The 16,816-nt window shown below is 68.6% G+C and carries 16 protein-coding genes; 2 read left to right on the top strand and 14 right to left on the bottom strand.

What is annotated here, in order from left to right; genetic code table 11:
* Positions 1-3 precede the first annotated feature (3 nt).
* Positions 4-1,413 carry a type VII secretion-associated serine protease mycosin gene (gene mycP, locus ACIHA7_RS30105; protein ID WP_397294283.1) on the bottom strand — a complete coding sequence of 470 codons (1,410 nt, stop codon included), beginning with the start codon at positions 1,411-1,413 and terminating at the stop codon, positions 4-6.
* Between the two features lie 37 nt (positions 1,414-1,450).
* A complete protein-coding gene (gene eccD / locus ACIHA7_RS30100; protein WP_397294282.1) occupies positions 1,451-2,926 on the bottom strand; it encodes a type VII secretion integral membrane protein EccD in 1,476 nt (491 codons plus the stop codon).
* A 240-nt stretch (positions 2,927-3,166) separates the two neighbouring features.
* Between eccD and eccA the strand changes: the two genes are divergently transcribed.
* Positions 3,167-4,999, top strand: a complete 1,833-nt coding sequence (eccA, locus tag ACIHA7_RS30095) for a type VII secretion AAA-ATPase EccA (RefSeq protein ID WP_397294281.1) — start codon at positions 3,167-3,169, stop codon at positions 4,997-4,999.
* A gap of 115 nt (positions 5,000-5,114) precedes the next feature.
* On the opposite strand, the gene eccB is transcribed toward eccA, so the two are convergent.
* Entirely contained in the window at positions 5,115-6,629 is a 1,515-nt protein-coding gene (gene eccB, locus ACIHA7_RS30090; protein ID WP_397294280.1) for a type VII secretion protein EccB, read from the bottom strand.
* A gap of 128 nt (positions 6,630-6,757) precedes the next feature.
* Between eccB and eccE the strand changes: the two genes are divergently transcribed.
* Entirely contained in the window at positions 6,758-8,557 is a 1,800-nt protein-coding gene (gene eccE / locus ACIHA7_RS30085; protein ID WP_397294279.1) for a type VII secretion protein EccE, read from the top strand.
* Positions 8,558-8,676: 119 nt separating this feature from the next.
* Here eccE and ACIHA7_RS30080 read toward each other — a convergent pair whose 3' ends face one another.
* From ACIHA7_RS30080 to ACIHA7_RS30030, 11 genes are all read right to left on the bottom strand, one after another.
* Positions 8,677-8,970 (bottom strand): type VII secretion protein EsxR, encoded by a 294-nt coding sequence (locus ACIHA7_RS30080; protein ID WP_397294278.1) that lies wholly within the window; start codon positions 8,968-8,970, stop codon positions 8,677-8,679.
* Between the two features lie 50 nt (positions 8,971-9,020).
* On the bottom strand, positions 9,021-9,317 hold the full coding sequence (locus tag ACIHA7_RS30075) for a WXG100 family type VII secretion target (protein WP_397294276.1): 297 nt from the start codon (positions 9,315-9,317) through the stop codon (positions 9,021-9,023).
* 87 nt (positions 9,318-9,404) lie between these two features.
* Positions 9,405-10,196: an ESX secretion-associated protein EspG gene (locus tag ACIHA7_RS30070; protein WP_397294275.1), complete on the bottom strand. Its 792-nt coding sequence runs from the start codon at positions 10,194-10,196 to the stop codon at positions 9,405-9,407.
* Positions 10,193-11,179, bottom strand: coding sequence for a PPE domain-containing protein (locus ACIHA7_RS30065; RefSeq protein WP_397294273.1), 987 nt, complete (start codon positions 11,177-11,179; stop codon positions 10,193-10,195). The genes ACIHA7_RS30070 and ACIHA7_RS30065 overlap by 4 nt, the downstream gene beginning before the upstream one ends.
* 47 nt (positions 11,180-11,226) lie before the next feature.
* Positions 11,227-11,571: a PE domain-containing protein gene (locus ACIHA7_RS30060; protein ID WP_397294271.1), complete on the bottom strand. Its 345-nt coding sequence runs from the start codon at positions 11,569-11,571 to the stop codon at positions 11,227-11,229.
* 18 nt (positions 11,572-11,589) lie between these two features.
* On the bottom strand, positions 11,590-12,990 hold the full coding sequence (locus ACIHA7_RS30055; RefSeq protein ID WP_397294270.1) for a hypothetical protein: 1,401 nt from the start codon (positions 12,988-12,990) through the stop codon (positions 11,590-11,592).
* Positions 12,987-13,304: a type VII secretion target gene (locus ACIHA7_RS30050; protein ID WP_107654187.1), complete on the bottom strand. Its 318-nt coding sequence runs from the start codon at positions 13,302-13,304 to the stop codon at positions 12,987-12,989. The genes ACIHA7_RS30055 and ACIHA7_RS30050 overlap by 4 nt, the downstream gene beginning before the upstream one ends.
* 93 nt (positions 13,305-13,397) lie before the next feature.
* Positions 13,398-13,700 carry a YbaB/EbfC family nucleoid-associated protein gene (locus ACIHA7_RS30045; RefSeq protein WP_397294269.1) on the bottom strand — a complete coding sequence of 101 codons (303 nt, stop codon included), beginning with the start codon at positions 13,698-13,700 and terminating at the stop codon, positions 13,398-13,400.
* Between the two features lie 26 nt (positions 13,701-13,726).
* The gene (locus tag ACIHA7_RS30040; RefSeq protein ID WP_397294268.1) at positions 13,727-14,083 is read right to left on the bottom strand and encodes a hypothetical protein; all 357 of its coding nucleotides are present in this window, start codon (positions 14,081-14,083) and stop codon (positions 13,727-13,729) included.
* Positions 14,084-14,139: 56 nt separating this feature from the next.
* The gene (locus ACIHA7_RS30035; RefSeq protein ID WP_397294267.1) at positions 14,140-14,922 is read right to left on the bottom strand and encodes an ESX secretion-associated protein EspG; all 783 of its coding nucleotides are present in this window, start codon (positions 14,920-14,922) and stop codon (positions 14,140-14,142) included.
* Positions 14,919-16,604 carry a hypothetical protein gene (locus ACIHA7_RS30030; protein WP_397294266.1) on the bottom strand — a complete coding sequence of 562 codons (1,686 nt, stop codon included), beginning with the start codon at positions 16,602-16,604 and terminating at the stop codon, positions 14,919-14,921. Before ACIHA7_RS30030 ends, ACIHA7_RS30035 begins: the two co-directional genes overlap by 4 nt.
* Positions 16,605-16,816: the final 212 nt, after the last annotated feature.

The following is a 16,816-nucleotide window of genomic DNA, read 5'->3' as shown; positions in this document are numbered from 1 at the left end:
CCGCTAGGGGTCGTATTCGGCGTCGATCTCCCTGCGTCTGCGGCGGAACGGAATCGCCACCGCGATACCGATGGCCAGGGCGGTCAAGCAGGTCAGTGAGCCGATCACCGCGATCCGTCGCGGCCGGGGATCGGGGCCGGGCGGGACAACGGGCGCGGCGATCACCCGCCCCACATCGGCTCCGGCGCTCACCGGTCGATCGGGCAGTTGCGCGGTCAGCGCGGCGAGCGGGTCGATCAGTCCTGCACCGATCGCGTCGTCGTGGCCGGTGCCCGGCGCCTGCGCGGTGCGGACGATGCGGTCGATCACCTGCTGGGCGTCGAGATGCGGGAATCGGGAGCGCACCAGGGCCGCCAGCCCGGCTACATACGGTGCCGCGAAACTGGTGCCGTCCACCGGGCGGATGCCCTCGGTGGTCTGCACACCGTTGACCAGACCGACGCCGCCCGGCTTGCTGTCCAGCGACACAATGTTGCGACCGATCGCGCTGACCCCGATCCACGGTCCGTGCAGCGACAGATCCGACGGCTTACCGTCGGCGTCCACCGACCCCACCGCGAGCACATACGGCGAGAACCAGGCCGGGCTGGCGACGGTGGTGACCGCGCCCCATCCCGTGCCCTCGTTCTGGTTCTTGCACGGCCCGTCGGTCTCGACGTTGCCCGCGGCGGCCACCACGACGACGTTGCGGTCGTAGGCGTACTTCACCGCCGCGCCGAGCGAGGAGTCGGCGGTATCGGAACCCGCTGGGCTGCAGGCCACCTCGGAGATGTTGATGACGGTGGCGCCGAGGTCGACCGCGCGCACCACCGCCGCCGCCAGGGTGAGCACGCTGCCGTAGCCGTCGGCGCGGATGGCGCCGGGCGCCCGGTCGCCGCCGCGATCCTTCTTCTCGTAGGCGAGGCTCAACTGCCGGATGGTCAGGATCTCGGCCTCGGGCGCCACACCGGCGAACGCGTCGCCCGGACTCGGCTGGGCTGCGATGATGCCAGCCACCAGCGTGCCGTGCCCGTCGCAGTCGACGCTGCCGTCGGTATCGGAGACGTAGTCGCCGCCGGTCTGCAGGAAAGGCAGCCGCGGATGCCGGTTCACTCCGGTATCGATCACTGCGACCTTCTGCCCGGCGCCTCTGCTGAACTGCCAGGCCGAGGGCAGCTCGAGGACCCGCTGCGCGATCGGCGGCTCGTTGGGCGGGGGGCCGGTGAGCGCGGGCTCGGCGCACAGGTCGCGCTGCTCGGTGGGCTCCAACGGCGCGGGGCGGCCGCTCAGCGCCTGTGCGATGCCGAGCGCACCCGGATCGATGACGGGCCGGGAGATCGCGGAGGCGGGCGGCGCTGGGGCACCCACCAGGCCGATCACCGCCGCGACGCAGGCCATCCGCAGCAGGCTGCGACGGAAGGCGCTAGGTCTCATGGCTCGCTTCGCTCACGAGGTTTCATGGCTCCTGCGCTCATATGTTCCTGGCCATCGAGTAGACGTTCATGATCCAGAGCACCAGCGGGATCAGCGCGATGATCAGCAGATACTCGAAGATCTCGATCATCCGCCGCGTCACCGGGGTGACCTCGATGTGCGGTCCGATCACGCCGAAGCCGACCGTGCCCGCCGCGAAGGCGACCAGCAGGCCGACGCCGAACATCTCGAACTCCGTGTCGCCCATGGCCGTACCGAGGATCAGCGCCACGAAGATGACGATGCCGCCTGCGATCAGCGTCGCGGCCTGGGTGAGATCGGCGAAGGATCGGCCGCGCAGGCACAGGATGATGCCGGTGACGACGGCCAGCGTGAGGCCCTGCCAGCGGGCGGAGCCCAGCGGGTCGGCCGCGCCGAACGCGCCGATCACCGCGCTCAACGTGCACGCGATGATCAAGCCGGATTGGTACTGGTTGGCCGCGCGGGCCCGCTCGCCGAGGCCGGCCGCCGACGGCAGCGCGGTGGCACCGATCGCGCCGATGCCCTCGATGGTGGGGCGCTGTTCGTGATCGGCCGGGTCGATGGCCGCGCCCGCGGTCGGCACCGGCGGAATGGGCAGCCGGGCCAGGCCCGCGGCGATGCGCGGCACCATGGACAGCATCGCGACGCCGACGACCACCAGCGCGGCGGACAGCTTCGGCAGGCCGGGATGCCAGATGAGATACACCGCGGCGGAGATACCGCCGATCACGCTGGCCGCGGCTGCCGCCGAGAACAGGGTGGCGCCGCTACCGATGAGCCGATAACCGAGCACGGCGGCCACGAGGGTCACCGAACAGGCGAGCAGCAGATGCGCGCTGCCGAGCGCGCCCGGCACGAAAAGCGCGGCACCGCCGAACAGGAGCAGCAGACCGTCCAGCGACAGCCAGGTGGCGGTCGTCGGATCCAGGTATTTGCGAGCGGCGAAGCCCGCGGCGACGAAGGCGCCGAGACCGGCGGCCGACAGCACGAACGCGGGGGCGAGCGGATCGCCGTGCCCGCGCGAGATCACCAGCAGGGTGAGCGCGGTGAGCACCGTCAGCACCGAGGTGACCAGGCCCATCCAGCGCGCGGAGTTACCGGTCCAGCTGCGGAATTCCTCGGTGGTGAGCCGGGATACCGCGTCGATCACGTCATCGAAGAGCGCGGGCGCTTCCTTCGCGGTGACCGAGCGGAGTACGAGCAGTTCGCCGTCGTGCACGTCCGCGTCGTTGAGCGTGCGGCTCGGTGCGAAGGCCTCTTGACCGACGCGCGCCAGGGTCCAGTGCTGGGCCTGCAGCGGCACCGAGTCGTCTTCGGCGTCGACCTGTTCGGGATTGCGCGATTCGATCAACGCCACCAGGTCGCCGATGAAGCTGGCGATCGGCACGGTTGCGGGCAGCCCGACATCGAGCTGAGTGTTGCCGCCGATGACGGATACTCGACTCAGCTCCGGTTCAGCGGCACGTGTGCCACTGGTTGGTGACTCGATCAACGACCCCGGACCCCCGGCCTCTCCACTGGCGATTGTTCACGCCCCAATTGCACTGCATGGAACGTCTTCTGAGCGAACGACTCAAACACAGTCAGACTCTCATGTAGACAACACTTGCGTTGCAACCTCCCGGCAGCTGAACCTAATGTAACGGACAGACCAGGCACTGCGCGATCGGTAGTCTGGGGGGCACAAGAACTCATCCGCTACTACGAACGAAGACTTCGGGGTCCGACAGCCATGACCGGCAATCGCCAAGCACAACGCGCCTTCGACGCCGGAATCCTGTCGCTCGGACTGTCCATCGAAGGGCAGGAATCCGCGCGCGACCTCGAGTACGCGAAGCTGGCTTTCCAGCGCGCCACCGAGTGGGACCCCACCATGTGCGACGCGTGGCTCGGCCGCGCGGCCGCCGGTGAGCTCACCAAGGACGTCTTGTTCAACATGCACAAGACCAGCACCAGCACGCTGTACCGCGAGCAGCGCAGGCTCGGACTGCGGCCGCGTGAGCTCGCGGGCCGGTTCCTGCCCGGCCTCTACATCGACTACCCGCTGGCCAGCTACACCGAGATCTGGCTCGCCTGGGCCGCGCAACTCATCGCGGACAAGGAGTACGACGAGGCCGAGCGGGTGCTCAACGAACTCGACACGCACCGCAGGTCCCAGCTCAGCGACCCCGATCGCGAGATCGACAACCGCATCTGCGCCTACGTGCGCGGCGTGCTGCACTACAACACCCAGCGCTGGCCGGATGTGATGACCGTGCTGGCCGGGTCGGCCGACTGGGACGACCCCTATCTCGCGGCGGGCGCGAACGTCATGGTCGGCACCGCGTGCGCCCAGCTCGGCCTGTTCGGTGAGGCGATCCGCCGGATGGAACAGGCCGAGGCGGGCCCGATCCCGGCGGCCAGGTCAACCGCCATGTTCTGCCGCGGCCTGTGCCTGCGCGAATCCGGCAACGAAGAAGTGGCGCAGGGTCTGTTCGAGAAGGTGTACTCGCAGGCCCCGGATTTCGAGGCGAACACCGCCGCGATGCGCGACCGCACCTACCGGATCAGCGTCACCTCCCGGGAAACGATCGACGCACGCACCGACAAGTGGGACCCGGCCTCCGCGCCGTCGATGAAGCAGCTCGAGCAGGCCGAGACCGAGGACAGGGCCAAGAAGATCCTGGCCGAGGCCCGCGCCGAACTGGACTCGCAGATCGGTTTGACCTCGGTGAAGACCCAGGTGGCCAAGCTGCAGTCGAGCGCGCAGATGGCGAAGATCCGGGCGGAGAAGGGCCTGGCCGCGGGAGCGCGCGGTCAGCACCTGGCCTTCACCGGTCCGCCCGGCACCGGTAAGACCACGATTGCCCGCGTGGTCGCCAAGATCTATTGCGGCGTCGGCATCTTGAAGACCGACAAGGTGGTCGAGGCCAAGCGCGTCGACTTCGTCGCCCAGCACCTCGGCGGCACCGCGGTGAAGTCGGAGGCGCTGATCGACAGCGCGATGGACGGCGTGCTGTTCATCGACGAGGCCTACACGCTGATCCAAACCGGTCTGCAAGGCGGCGACTCGTTCGGCCGGGAGGCCGTCGACACCCTGCTGGCCCGCATGGAGAACGACCGCGACCGGCTGGTGGTGATCATCGCCGGATACGACGGCGAGATCGATCGCCTGCTCGCCGCCAACGACGGTCTGGCCTCCCGATTCTCCAAGCGGGTGCAGTTCCCGTCCTACACACCCGACGAGCTCGGCGAGATCGGCAAGGTCATCGCACACAAGCGGGACTCGGAGCTGTCCGAGGAGGCGCACCAGCTGCTCGTCAAGGCCTGTACCCAGCTCTACTCGATGCAGAGCACCGACCAGAGCGGTCAGCCGCGCCGCGGCGTCGACCTGGCGGGTAACGGCCGGTTCATCCGCAACGTCATCGAGGCCGCCGAGGAAGAGCGCGAGTTCCGCCTGGCCAACGATGAAACGCTGGACCTGGCCAATATCGACGAGTCGATGCTGATGCGCATCGAGGCCCCCGATATGCACACCGCGCTCACCGGCATCCTCGCCTCGCTGAACGTCGGCTTCACCGGCTGAGACCGCCGCCACGGGCTGAGTGTTCCACCGGGCAGCCGCACGGACCCGGCCGCTCAGCGCGTTACGCACAAGGCGCACCACGGGTCCGGCGTTGCGTGAGCGCCGGCCCCGCTGACTACTGCGGCGGCTCCAACGGCAGCTGATCGCGCGCCGTGAGCGCTTCCTTCGCGGACAAGGTCGCGCCGGGTACCATCTGACCGATGATCGCCCACGGCGCGAGCCGCGGGGTATCCCCCAGCCCGAGTACGCCGGCGGTCTCCATATCCGGAACGCCGTAGCGGACACCGTTGTCGGCGACGTAGAACAGGCTGCCGCGGCGTGGGCTGCCGGGGCCCATGCCGGTCACCTGAACGAACTCGCCGCTGCCCGGTGGCACGTACACCGCGTCCACCCGGTCGCCGGTGCCGTCGGAGGTGGCCAGCGCGACGGTCTTCGCCTTCTCCGCGATCGGCACGCGCACGCCGGCCAGCAGGGTGATCGAGGCGCGTTCGGCCGGGCCGTCGCCCGCGTCGGCCTTGCGGTTGGCCGGAGCGGTGCCCGGCGTCTTGGACCACGCCACACACGCGACCGGGGCGTCTTCGGCGTTCAAGATCTTCGGGGTCTCGACCGGAAAGTCGTTGACCGGCAACACATGTACCACCGGCACCCGATCGAGCACGTCCGGCGGCATGGTCGGGATCTCGCTCATCCCGTGCGAGTCGGCGAACCGGATCACCTGCGCGGTGAACGGGCTCACCGGCTGCAGCCCGTCGGCGAGCACGGCGTACAGCTGCGGCTTGCCGTCGCCGACGTCGCGCACCGAAATGACGCCGCCCACCGGGATTTTCGACAGCGGACCCGGCCCCGGCTGGCCCGCCTGCGGGATCTGCGGCGCCGCGAGCGCGGGGACTTCCGTTGTGGCGCCGAGCATTCCGGTGCCGATCGGGCGCGGGCGGTGCATAGTCAGGTTCAGCGCGCGGATCAGCACCGAGTTGGTGGGGTCGACCTCGGCCCGCTTGCCGTCGTAGACCAGGTAGGTCTTGTCGCTGCGCTTCACCAGCAGCGCCTCGTCCTTGGTGACCGTGCGGATCCGATCGCCGAGGGCGGGGCGGCCCGCGATGATGGTGGTGGTGCCGCCGGTGGCCGAGGCCGCGCTGCCGCCCTGCGACAGCGGGATCGTCTCGCACAGCGACCATTCCGAGCGGGAGCCTTGCGAGGACCCGGGCAGGGCACTCGGCGCACCGGGGATGCCGACCATCGGTCCGCGCGGCATGCTGTTGAGCTTGCTGTCCTTCACGCCGTGCGGCTCGGCATTGCTGCCGGTGATCAGCCGGGCGGAGGCGAGGTTCAGGACGGGGTGCAGCGTCTTGTTGCCGTTGTCGGACTCCACGACCACATACAGCGCGCCGCTCTGCTTACCCGACACGATCAGCGCGTCACCAATGGCGCCCTGTGGCCGCAGGAAGCTGAGAATGGCCGCACCGGCGATGATGAGTATCCCGAGCACCGCGCCGACCCACAGCGAGCGCACCTGGGACCGCATCGGGTCGTGCAGCATCCGCACATCGCGCCGCACCAGCGCGTGATCCAGTCGGCGCAACAGGAATCGGTACCCGTTGACCTGGGCTCGGGTAGTCAGCTGTGCCGGCACAAGGTCTCCATCGAACTGTCGAGAACCATCTTCATCGACACGGTACCGTAATTCCAGGACGGCCCTGAACCGATGAATTCATGGCCCATCGGCGGTGGCCGAACAGGTGGCAGACAGGGACTTACGCGGTGACGACAAGTGTGAACGAGACCAGGCCCGCCGGGGCGACCGAAGCGGAAGGCACCGGCACCCCGACGCGGCATGCCGACCGGCCCTCGGCCTATGACACCCTGCGTGACCCCGAGTTCTGGCTCTTCCGTATCTATCCGCTGCGGGTGCTCGTTCCGGTCGTGGTGCTGGCCGCGACGCTGGCCTGGATCATCCTCGCCACCACGGATTCGCTGTGGGGCGCGCTCGGTGCCGGCGTCGCGTTCGCGGTGCTGCTGCTGATCCCGATGCGGGGCCGCACCCCCGCGGCGCGGATCGGCGGCGCGCTGGCCAGGCGGCGCAGCGGACTGCGCCCCGCCGACCAGCTGGCCCAGGCACCCGCCTTCGACGTGCCGTTCAGCGAGGGCGGCGGTTACGGGGTGCGCTGGGACGGCGAGCTGCTGCTCACCATGCTGCGGATCGACCCGCCGCCGGACGCGTTGACGCTGCTGCGCCGCGGCTCGCTCAGCACCGACCAACTGCTGCCGCTCACCGAGATCGCCCGCTGCCTCGACCAATTCGACCTGACGCTGGCCGGGGTCGACATCGTGAGCACGGGCGCGCGTACGGCGGGCACCGGCATCATCTCGCACCTGTACGACCGCATTCTCGGCCCGCTGCCCGCTATCGCGCACCGCACCCTCTGGTTGGTGCTGCGGCTGGATCCGCTGGCCAATGCCGAGGCGGTGGACAAGCGTGGCGGCGGCGGCACCGGGGCCCTGCGCACCGCGATGATCGCGACCCGCCGGGTGGCGAATCGGCTGGCCGCCCACGACATCGCCACGTCGGTGCTCACCGCCGCCGAGATGAACAGCGCGGTCCGCGAACTCACGCACGGCTTCGAGCTCGATCAGCTCACCGAATCGCCGGGCTCACTGGAGTATCAGGGCCGCTACCTCACCCACTATCAAATCAACGCGGACATGGTCGGCCCGCGCGGCCTTGCCGATATCTGGACGGTGCAGAGCCTGTCCACCACGGTGACGCTGCGGCTGCGGCCCGGCGCGGACCGGCACGACACCCGTGCCGACCATGCGGGCACGGTGGTGCTCAACGCCGTGGTCCGGTTCGACACCACCTTCGAACCGGAGGAGCCGCCGCTGCCCGGTCTGCGCGAGCTGCCAGGCAACCAGCTGCGCATCCTGTTGGACACCTTGCCGATCGGGGCGGCAGGCCGCTGGGGCTCGGACACCGGGTACCGCGGCACCATCGCCGCGCTCACCGACATCGCGGTGCCGACGGCGGGCTGCGGACAGCTGATCGGCGCCGACGAGCTCGGTCAGGGCATCGCGGTGCCGCTGGTCGGCGAGGGCACCCGGCACCTGGAGGTGATCGGCAACCTGGATCTGGCCCAGCAGGTGATCCTGCGGGCCACCGCGCTCGGCGCGCACGCGATCGTGCACACCGCCCGGCCCGACGCTTGGCACACCATGGTAACCAATCTCGATGCGCCGCAAGTGATCTCGATCGCGCCGCGGTCGGCGGGCGCCAGCTATCACGCGCCGGCGGCGCCGCCCCTGCCCGCCGCGCCCTACCCGAGCACCACGGTCGTCGTCTTCGACGGCATCGCGCCGACCGCGCACGCCGGTGGTGCCACCATCGTGCACGTGCGCACCCCGGACCAGCCCCCGGCGCCGATCGATGCGGACGTCACGCTGATCCAGGATCCGAACGCGCCGAACCGGATCACCGTGCGCACCGCCACGGCCAGCGCGACCGTGTTCATGGTGACCACGCCGGACGAGATGCACTACATCGGCGAATCACTCGCCGCGCGCTGAACCGGGCGGCGCCGCGCCGAAAAGCGCTGCGCCGAGCGGGAGCCCGTAGCGCTGGCCCCGAAAACCGAAACGGCCGACCGGAACTGGATGCTCCGGTCGGCCGTCAGGTGACGGACATGTCAGAATGCGGCGAAACCGTCGCCGACCTTGCCGTCGGCCTCGAGCGCACGCTGCAGCGCGTTCTCCACCTGGGCGCCGAGGGCGTCCAGCTTCTGCAGCGTGTCCTCGAGCCCCTCGAGGAGCATCTTGTTCTTCGCGTCGAAACCCGCCTTGGCCTCCGCACCGGCCAGGTTGTCGTGGAACGCGTTGGCAGCCGAGGTGAAGGAGTCGATCTCGCCCTTCATCTTGCCGCCGTAGTTCTGCAGGTCGTCGTACAGCGCGTTCATGGCTACGGGGTCGTAAAGAATGGTCATCTGTTAATTCCTTCGAGCGATGGATTGGGAAATGAAGCGGAGCAGACCGATCAGGCCTGGTCCATGGCCTGCAGCTTCTGCTTGCCCTCGTTGACGGCCTGGCTGAACAGGTCGAAGCGCTTGTTCAGATCCTCGGCCTCGTCGTGCCAGTCCTGCGCTACCTGAACGAACTTGGAGGACGCGTCGCCCTTCCAGCCCTTCAGCACATCCTGCGCGGCCTGGTCGATCTCCTTGACCGAGGTGCGGAGGTTGTTGATGGCGGTCTCCAGATCGCCGACGACCCGATCGATACCGCCGGCCTCGACACCAACAGCCTTATCCGAGCCACCGAGTGAGGTGAGTGACATTTCTTTGACCTTTCGTCATATGTGATGACCGTTCCTAGACAAACGATCTCGTTGATATCCGAGACAACCGAAGTTGCCACCCGAGTACTACTGAGGCAGCCACCTCCCCCCGGGCAGCCCCTCGATCAACGTGGCGACTGCTTGCGCAACCCGGTGATCGGTACCTGGCGTGACCGTGGACCAGACCTGTTGATCCGGGGACACCGTGGGCGCGGCGACGATCCGCCCGCGGGCGGTGTCGTACACCGCGACCGCGCCGGGTGCCCTTCTGGTCACGCCGTCCTCATGGGTGCACGCCACGATTTCGGCGTAAGCGTGCGTTGCGCCGAAGGCGAGCCCCAACTTGGTGGCGTCGCGATCGGGGGCACCCAGGGCATAGAGAGCGTCGGTGAGCTCGCTGGAGGTCGCGGCGGCGTTGAGCCGCTCGGCGAGTTCCGCGGCGGGGACGCTGAAATTCGGGATTTCGGCGGGCGGGCACGGATCCATGGCGGCGAGCAGCGGCCGCACCAGATCGGTCGCCGAACCGTCGGTCCACACCTGTCGTACGTCGAAGCTGTCGCCGGAGCGGACGGCGACCGCGTGCGTGTGCCCGCGGCGCACCACACAGACTCGGCGCGAACCGTGCTCGGTGTAGATGCGCGCTACCAGTTCCTGCTCCGGCAGCGCCAGCGTGAACAAGGTGACCGCCAGCTCCGCGTCTACTTCACCGTGGGCGTCGATCAGGCCGTCGTCGGTCAGCGTGGCCACCGCGTGCTCCTGCGCCCGCTGCCACTCCTCGTACGAATCCTGCTGCGGCCCTACCGATAGCGCCAACGGCAGGGTCTGCACCCCGATCCGGTCGGCGACGGCGAGTAGCGCGTCGTTGGTCAGCGTGGTCACGGCGCACCGCCGGACTCGGTCCGTGTCTCGGTGGGCGCCTTGACCACCGGTTCGGTACCGCCGAGCACCGCCGGGGCGGCTTGGATTTCGCCTTCCAGCCCGATCTGGTCGGCCTCACCGGCGAGGCTGGCGCGCGGGAACCTGGTCGAATCCTGGGACGCGCCTGCCGCACCCATCGCGCCGGGGGCGACCGGCGCGGACTGGCCGGTCGCGCTCGTCGTGCCGACCTGGCTGCTGCGGGCCACCGGCTCGGCGGTCGTGGTGGCTTGCGAGTACACCGGCGCGCGGTAGGCGGACAGCTCCCGCGGCGGCAAGGCGGGCATCGTGAACGAGCCGATCGGCACGCCCGCGAATCCCGGCATCGTTTTCGGGGCTGCGGCCGCCGCGGCCGCGGCGGACTGCTCGGCGGCCAGCGCCTGCTCCGGTGCGATCTTCGGCGGTTCCTGATGCTGCCACGGCGTCGCCAACGGCTCGGCGGCCGTCTCGTAGCTGCGCATCACCCGTGACGCAACGGCTTTCGCCACGTCCGCTTCCGCGTCGTTGTCCGCGGCGATCGCGCGGATCGGTGCGCCGAGCATCGCGCCCACGCTCTCCACCGCCTGCTGCACCTGCTTGATCTTCTCGATCTCGGCGGTGTTCGGCATGGCCAGCCTGGCCACCTCGTACGCGGTGACCTGCGCCTGCAGGCGCGCGGCGTTCGAGCTGGCGGTCGCGGCCGCGTCCACCAGCCATTGGCGCAGGGTGGACACCTTCTCCATGACCTCGCCGCTGCGCCCGGACTGCCATGCGCCGCGCAGCGCAGCAAGGACCTGCTCGTATTCGAGCACCGCCGCACCGAAAACCGTGGCGAGCCGCGCCCATTCGGCGGCTGCCTCAGCCATCGGCAAGGAGCCCGGTCCCGTGGTGAGATCCTGCGCGAGCCGCTCCGGCGGCCGAGCCTCCCACACCACGCCGGTGAACCCAGGCTTCGGTGGTTCGATCATTGCTGCGCTGTGCCTTTCCAAGACAGGCCTTTCCAGTGGACTTCGCCTCAGGCGGACCTGCCGCCCGCTGCGTCGAAGTCCGCGACGCTGTCACTCTCGATCTGGCTGAACTCCTTGGTGTGCATCCGCAACGTGGCCGCCAGCTTCCGCATCTCCTGCACGCTGGCCTGCGCGCTCGCCAGGTACGAGGTGGCGACCTCGTTCCCGGTCTGCGCGGCCCGGCCGGAGACTTCATCGGCCCCAGCAGGCTGGATCGTCAACGCCTGCTCGGCGGCCTGCAGATCCGCGGCCAGTCGATCGGCGAGGACGTCCAGGCCGTTCGAGGCCTTCCCCGCCGCGGCAGGGTCGAACTGGACGCTCGCGAATGCGTCCCCTATCCCGTCAGCACCCATGAGATTTCTCCTAATCGGTCAGAGCGTGAGTTCTTTGTCCGGCGGCGGTTCCGAGGTGCTGTCGGTCGCGCCGACCACCGGCAACGAGACCCCTTCGATGCGGCCGACCACTTCGTCGCCGTGCTGGCTGGTGACCATCTGGCCGCGCAGCGAATCGCTGGTCGACTCGCCGTCCCTGGCCATGCCCGCTCCCGCACCCGCGGCACCGGCCATCGGCATCATGCCGCCGCTGCCGCCGGTGGTACCGCCGGTCGACATCGACGCGGGCGCAACGGAACTCGACCCGAGGCCGCTGAGCCCGCTCAGCGAGCCGACCGAGCCGCTGGCGACCCGGGTGCCCTGCCATGGGTTCAACGGAGCCGCAGGTGCGCCCGCCACGCCGGGACCCGGGCCTGCGAAGGCGCCGGGGCCGCCGACGCCCGCCGCGCTCGCGGCGGCCGCCTTGGCCTTCTCCTCGTCGGAAAGTCCGGCGCCCTCATGCACTTTCGAGTCGACCGTCTTCGGCGCGCTGAGCGCCGAGCTCGCCTGGGCGAGCTGACCGAGCGACTGCGCGGCGGTGGTCGCGGTGCCGATCAGCGGTGTGACCATGCTCATCAGCTGACTGAGCTGGTCGGCACCGCCCGCACCCGCGACGCCCTTGGGTGCGTTGGTGATCGGGACCTTGGTCCCGGCCTTGGTCATGGTGCCGCTGTGGCCGAGCAGTTCGCCCTTGGTCTTGACGGTGATGCCGATCGCCTCGGCCATCGCCTCGACCGCGGACGCGGCCAGGAACACCTGTCCCGCAGGGGTTGCGGCGTACAGCGGCGACGCGGCCAGGATGGCGGAGAACTTCGCCACCACCGCGGACATCAGCCCGGCGCCGGTGAAGACGCTGCTCGCCGCCTCGGTGAGCACGACCTTCTCTTCCGTGCTCTGCGCCTCCAGCTTGCCGGCGTCCGCCTGGGCCTCGCCCGCCTTCTTCGCCGCCTCCATCGCGGCCATGCCCTGCCAGACCGACATCGCGGTCTGGATCGCGGACGTGCCGACCTGCATGACGGTTTGCATGACGGTCGAGATGCCGGACAACAGCTGGGTCGGATCGGGCGCAGGTGCGGGCGCGGGTGCCGCCGCGTTCTGCGAGCCTGCGTTCGCGGGAGCGGGCGCAGGCGCGGGCGCACCGAGCTGGCCGGTGCCGAAGGCCGCGGCCAGGTCGGTCAACGGCCGCATCAGCGCGGTGAGATCCAGCGGCGGCAGCGGCGGCATCTCCGGCATCTGGATGAACGACGGCATCTCCGGCAGGTTCGGCAGCCCCATGTTGTGCAGGATGTCGTTCACCGGCTGATCGAGCATCGGGGCAAGGGCACTGCCGCGCAACAGATCCAGCACGGTCGGATCCAGTGGCTCCGCCCCCGGCGGTGGGATGGCCCCGGGCGTCGTCATGACTGCGAGCTGACCGATCCGATGGCCGCACCCGACGCGCTATCGGTGACCTCGTAGGTGCTCGCGGCCTGATGCGCGGTCAGCGCGGTGCCCGCGTGCACCGCGGCCAGTTCAGCCACCGAGCTCAGGTGGTTCGCCTGCGCGAAAGCGAACGAGGCGAGGAACTCCTGGCCGATCAGGCCGAACACCGGCACGACCGTGGCGATCGTCGCCGCCTGGTCCACCGCGCCCGCCGAGGCGACCCCTGCGGCCATCGCGGCCGAGGCGGAGCCGTAGGCCCGAACCGCATCCGGAACAACTTCAATGTGATTCATGACTGACGTCCAATCCCGTAACCCAACTTGGGGTTTCGTCAAACCTTACCTATCGGAGCAACACTTGCTTGGCACAGCGGGCGCATCATCGGGTCACGTCACCGCGCTTTCCTCGTTGTACGCCGTGACCAGCTCGGCGCGCTCGGCGAAGGCGCGATACGCCGCCGCCTGTGCGGTGTCGACCAGTGTCTTCTCGAAGTCGGCCGGTGACAGTTTGGCTATCGCACCGCCGAGGCTCAGCCCGACCAGTGCGCCGTTGCCGTCGACCGAGGCGGTGACCGCACCGTCCGGTGACGTCTCGGTCGCCAGGATTCCGGCGGTCGCGTCGTTGAGGTCGCGCAGCCGGTACATCTGCTTCTGCACCCGCGCGATCAACTCGTCCATCGTCTCGACCATGACTACCTCCCGAATCCCCGTCCCAGTCAGACAGATCGAAGCCAGCTCTGCGGCTCGGTCTCGTACTCCTGCTCTTCGATGATCTCTTGCCTGGCGACTTCCTGCTCGGTGGGCAGACCGGTCATCGACAACATCTCGGGAGTGAAGCCCGCGTCCTTGAGCTGCGCGCGGCGCGCCAGCCCGGCCCGGTTCGCCGACTGCTTGCACAGCCGCAGGATCTCGGCCGCCAGGGCTTCCGGAGCGCGCCGCAATTGGTCCTGGTCGAGCTTGATGCCCAACGGCAGACCCTGCTCGGTGGTGCGCACCGCGATAGAACCGGTGAGCGAGGTCACCGTGAATTCCCTCGGAAATTCTTGAGGCGTATCGCCTTCAGGTGTGGTCATACCCGTCCCCTCCCCTCAGATGGGATCAACAACAGCTTCTCACGCATGTCAACTCCTTATGCGCGATCGTCTTTGATGGCCTTGACCACCTCGGCGATGTGGGAGTTGATCAACGCGCCCAACCGTTTGGTGTCCGCGGCAACCACCGTGGTCGGATTGCCCGGCATGATGACGTATCTTCCGTCGTCGACCAGATCCCGCCACCGCATATACATGTTGGTGATACCGCGAGGGCCGAATCGGGAATGGCCCTGCTGCACCACAATGGTGCCGTCCAACGTCGCGGCCGCCTTGTTGAAGGCCTCGCTGCGGCTGTCCACCGCGTCGTCGAAATCCTGGATCTTGGAGCGCCCGTAGGAATAGTCGAACTCATCCTCGGCGCGCGGCTCGACCAGCACGAAATCGGACTGCTTTCCCGCCGGCACTTTCGGAAGCGCGGCGGCGACGGTATCGCCGAGCGAAAGCACCTCGTGTTCGGTCAGCGTGAAACCCTCGGCGTGCCAGAATGTCCGGCCCGGCTTCTGGGTGATCACATACGCGAAATCACCTTTGCGGGCGGCGAGCATTCTGACCACCCCCTTCGGGTTCCGTGGATCCTGGCCGTCGAGACCGCGCACGATCAACCGAATGTCCGGAAGCGCGATCGCGGCCAGGATCTCTTCCAACTCGTACCCCCAGCGCGACCGCACGCGCGACCACGCCTCGCGCATCGCGGCGCGGGCGTCGTCGTAGAACTCGGTCGAACTGGTGTACACGAGCGGTTCCGGCACAAGGTCCGCCTGCGTCGCGTCCCACGCCGCGGCGAACTCGAGGTCGGTGAAATCCCAGGTACGGTTCATTGCTCCACAACAGGTTTGACCACGACGGGAGCCTCACCGATCGCATCTTCCAGATGCTCGGTGGAGTCGAGGTAGTCGGCGCGCTTGTGCTCCTTCGTATTTCCCGCGGCACCGGGGCCGGGTCCGGGGCCCATGCCCATGCCGGCGTTGGACGCCAGACCCGCGCGTGCGCCGGTCGCGGTACCGGTGGTGGTCGCCTCGGCCCGCGGGAACAGCTTGGAGGCCTTGTCCAGGTTCTCGCCGACACCGGCACCCTTCGGGATGCCGGGGCCGGGTCCGCCACCGGCGCCCTTCGCCCCGGCCGCACCCATCGCCTTCTTGGCCTGCTCCTCCAGGTCTTTCAGGCTCGGAATGCCCGGCAAGCCGGCCTGGGCGGCCTGCTGCGCCGCCTGCTGTACCGCACCGGCCAGTTGCTGACCCATTTGCTGGGCCGCTTGCGCGAGCTGCTGGCCGATCTGCTGCGCCTGCTGCGCCGCTTGCTGGGCGGCCTGCTGCGCAGCGCGCTGCTGCTCCTGGCGTTGCTGCTCTTGCGCACGGCGCTGCATCTCCTCGCGCTGCTGCTGCATCTGCGCTTCCATGGCTTTGCGCTGCGCTTCGAGCTGCTGGCGCTGCTGCTCCAGTTGACGCTGCTGCTGCTGGGTCTGCTGCTGCGACTGAAGCCCGGGCGGCCCGGGAGGTCCGGGGGGTCCGGGCGGGCCGGGAGGTCCGCCCGGTACCTGGGCTTTCACCGGCGGAATGGGATCGGGCAGCGTCGCGATCACCTGGTCGGCGTGCTCGACGCCCGGCACATACGCGCCGTTCATCGCCCGAATGTAGCCCTGGCGGCGCACCTCTTCTGCGCGAGTTTTGTGCGCTGCCACCGACTCCGGCGGTTTCAGCGGGACCTCGGTCGCGCTGGCCTGCGACAGACCGACATAGGTGGTGTACAACCACTCCGAAACGTATTCCAGATTGTCACCGACCAGGCGCATATTCGTCATCAGCGAATCTGCACCGTTGCCATAGGCGGTCATCGCTTTACGCGCACGGTTCGCGGCACCATCGTCACCGGAACTGCCCGGGCTGCTCCACGACTGCGACGAGGCCGTCATCTTGTTCGACAGCGTGGTGAACGTCGACTTCAATTCCCCCGCCAGCCAACGCCAATCGGCCGCGGCCTGCGCCAAGACGATGGGGTGGTTGGCCATGGAGGTAATGATTTTTTGATAGTCGTCGTAGGTGAAGCTGTTGGGATCGTCGGCGCGCACGCCCTTGGGCTCGAAAGTCACATCTTTCGGGTTCGCCAAACTATCCGGCAGACCCCATTTTTCCTCGGGCTTCCGATTTCCGGCTTCATTCCAGTCGGGTTGCGCCGTCTTCGGTTTTCCGCTCACCGTCAGGCGGTCGTTGTTTTCGCTCAAACCCGCGGGACCGGGCCGTGGCGAAAGAGTGTCGTGCAGCTTGGGATTCTTGTGGTCTTTGATCCACTTCTGCAGCTTGTCGAAATCGGCTTTGCCGCCCTCGTCCGCGCCGCTGTAAGACTTGGCCGCCGCGACAAAGGTGTCGTTGAGATCGTCGAGAATCCTGATGTGGTCATCCAGGATCTGTCCGAGCTCGACACCCTTCTGGGAAAACCGTTTGGCCAACGCCTCGGCCGAGGTCAGCAGATCGGCGAACGGTTTGATGCTGTCGACCCGCGACACCTGAGCGCGCACCGTAGCCACGCGTACCCGAGCGCCGTTCGCCGCGTTCACCAGATCTTCGAGGGCACCCGGCTGCAGCTCCAGCACGCCGTTGCGCGCCTCGCGCACGAAGCCGGCCCAAGGGGACGGTGGGGGTTTTTCCTCAGCCACAGGTCACGCTCCTGACTAACGCCTGACCACTCATCCGCTTACCGGCCCTCCTCGTAGCGGCG

Source organism: Nocardia sp. NPDC052316, from assembly GCF_044547795.1.
Classification (GTDB): Bacteria; Actinomycetota; Actinomycetes; order Mycobacteriales; family Mycobacteriaceae; genus Nocardia.
This window is presented reverse-complemented; position numbering and strand designations above follow the sequence as displayed.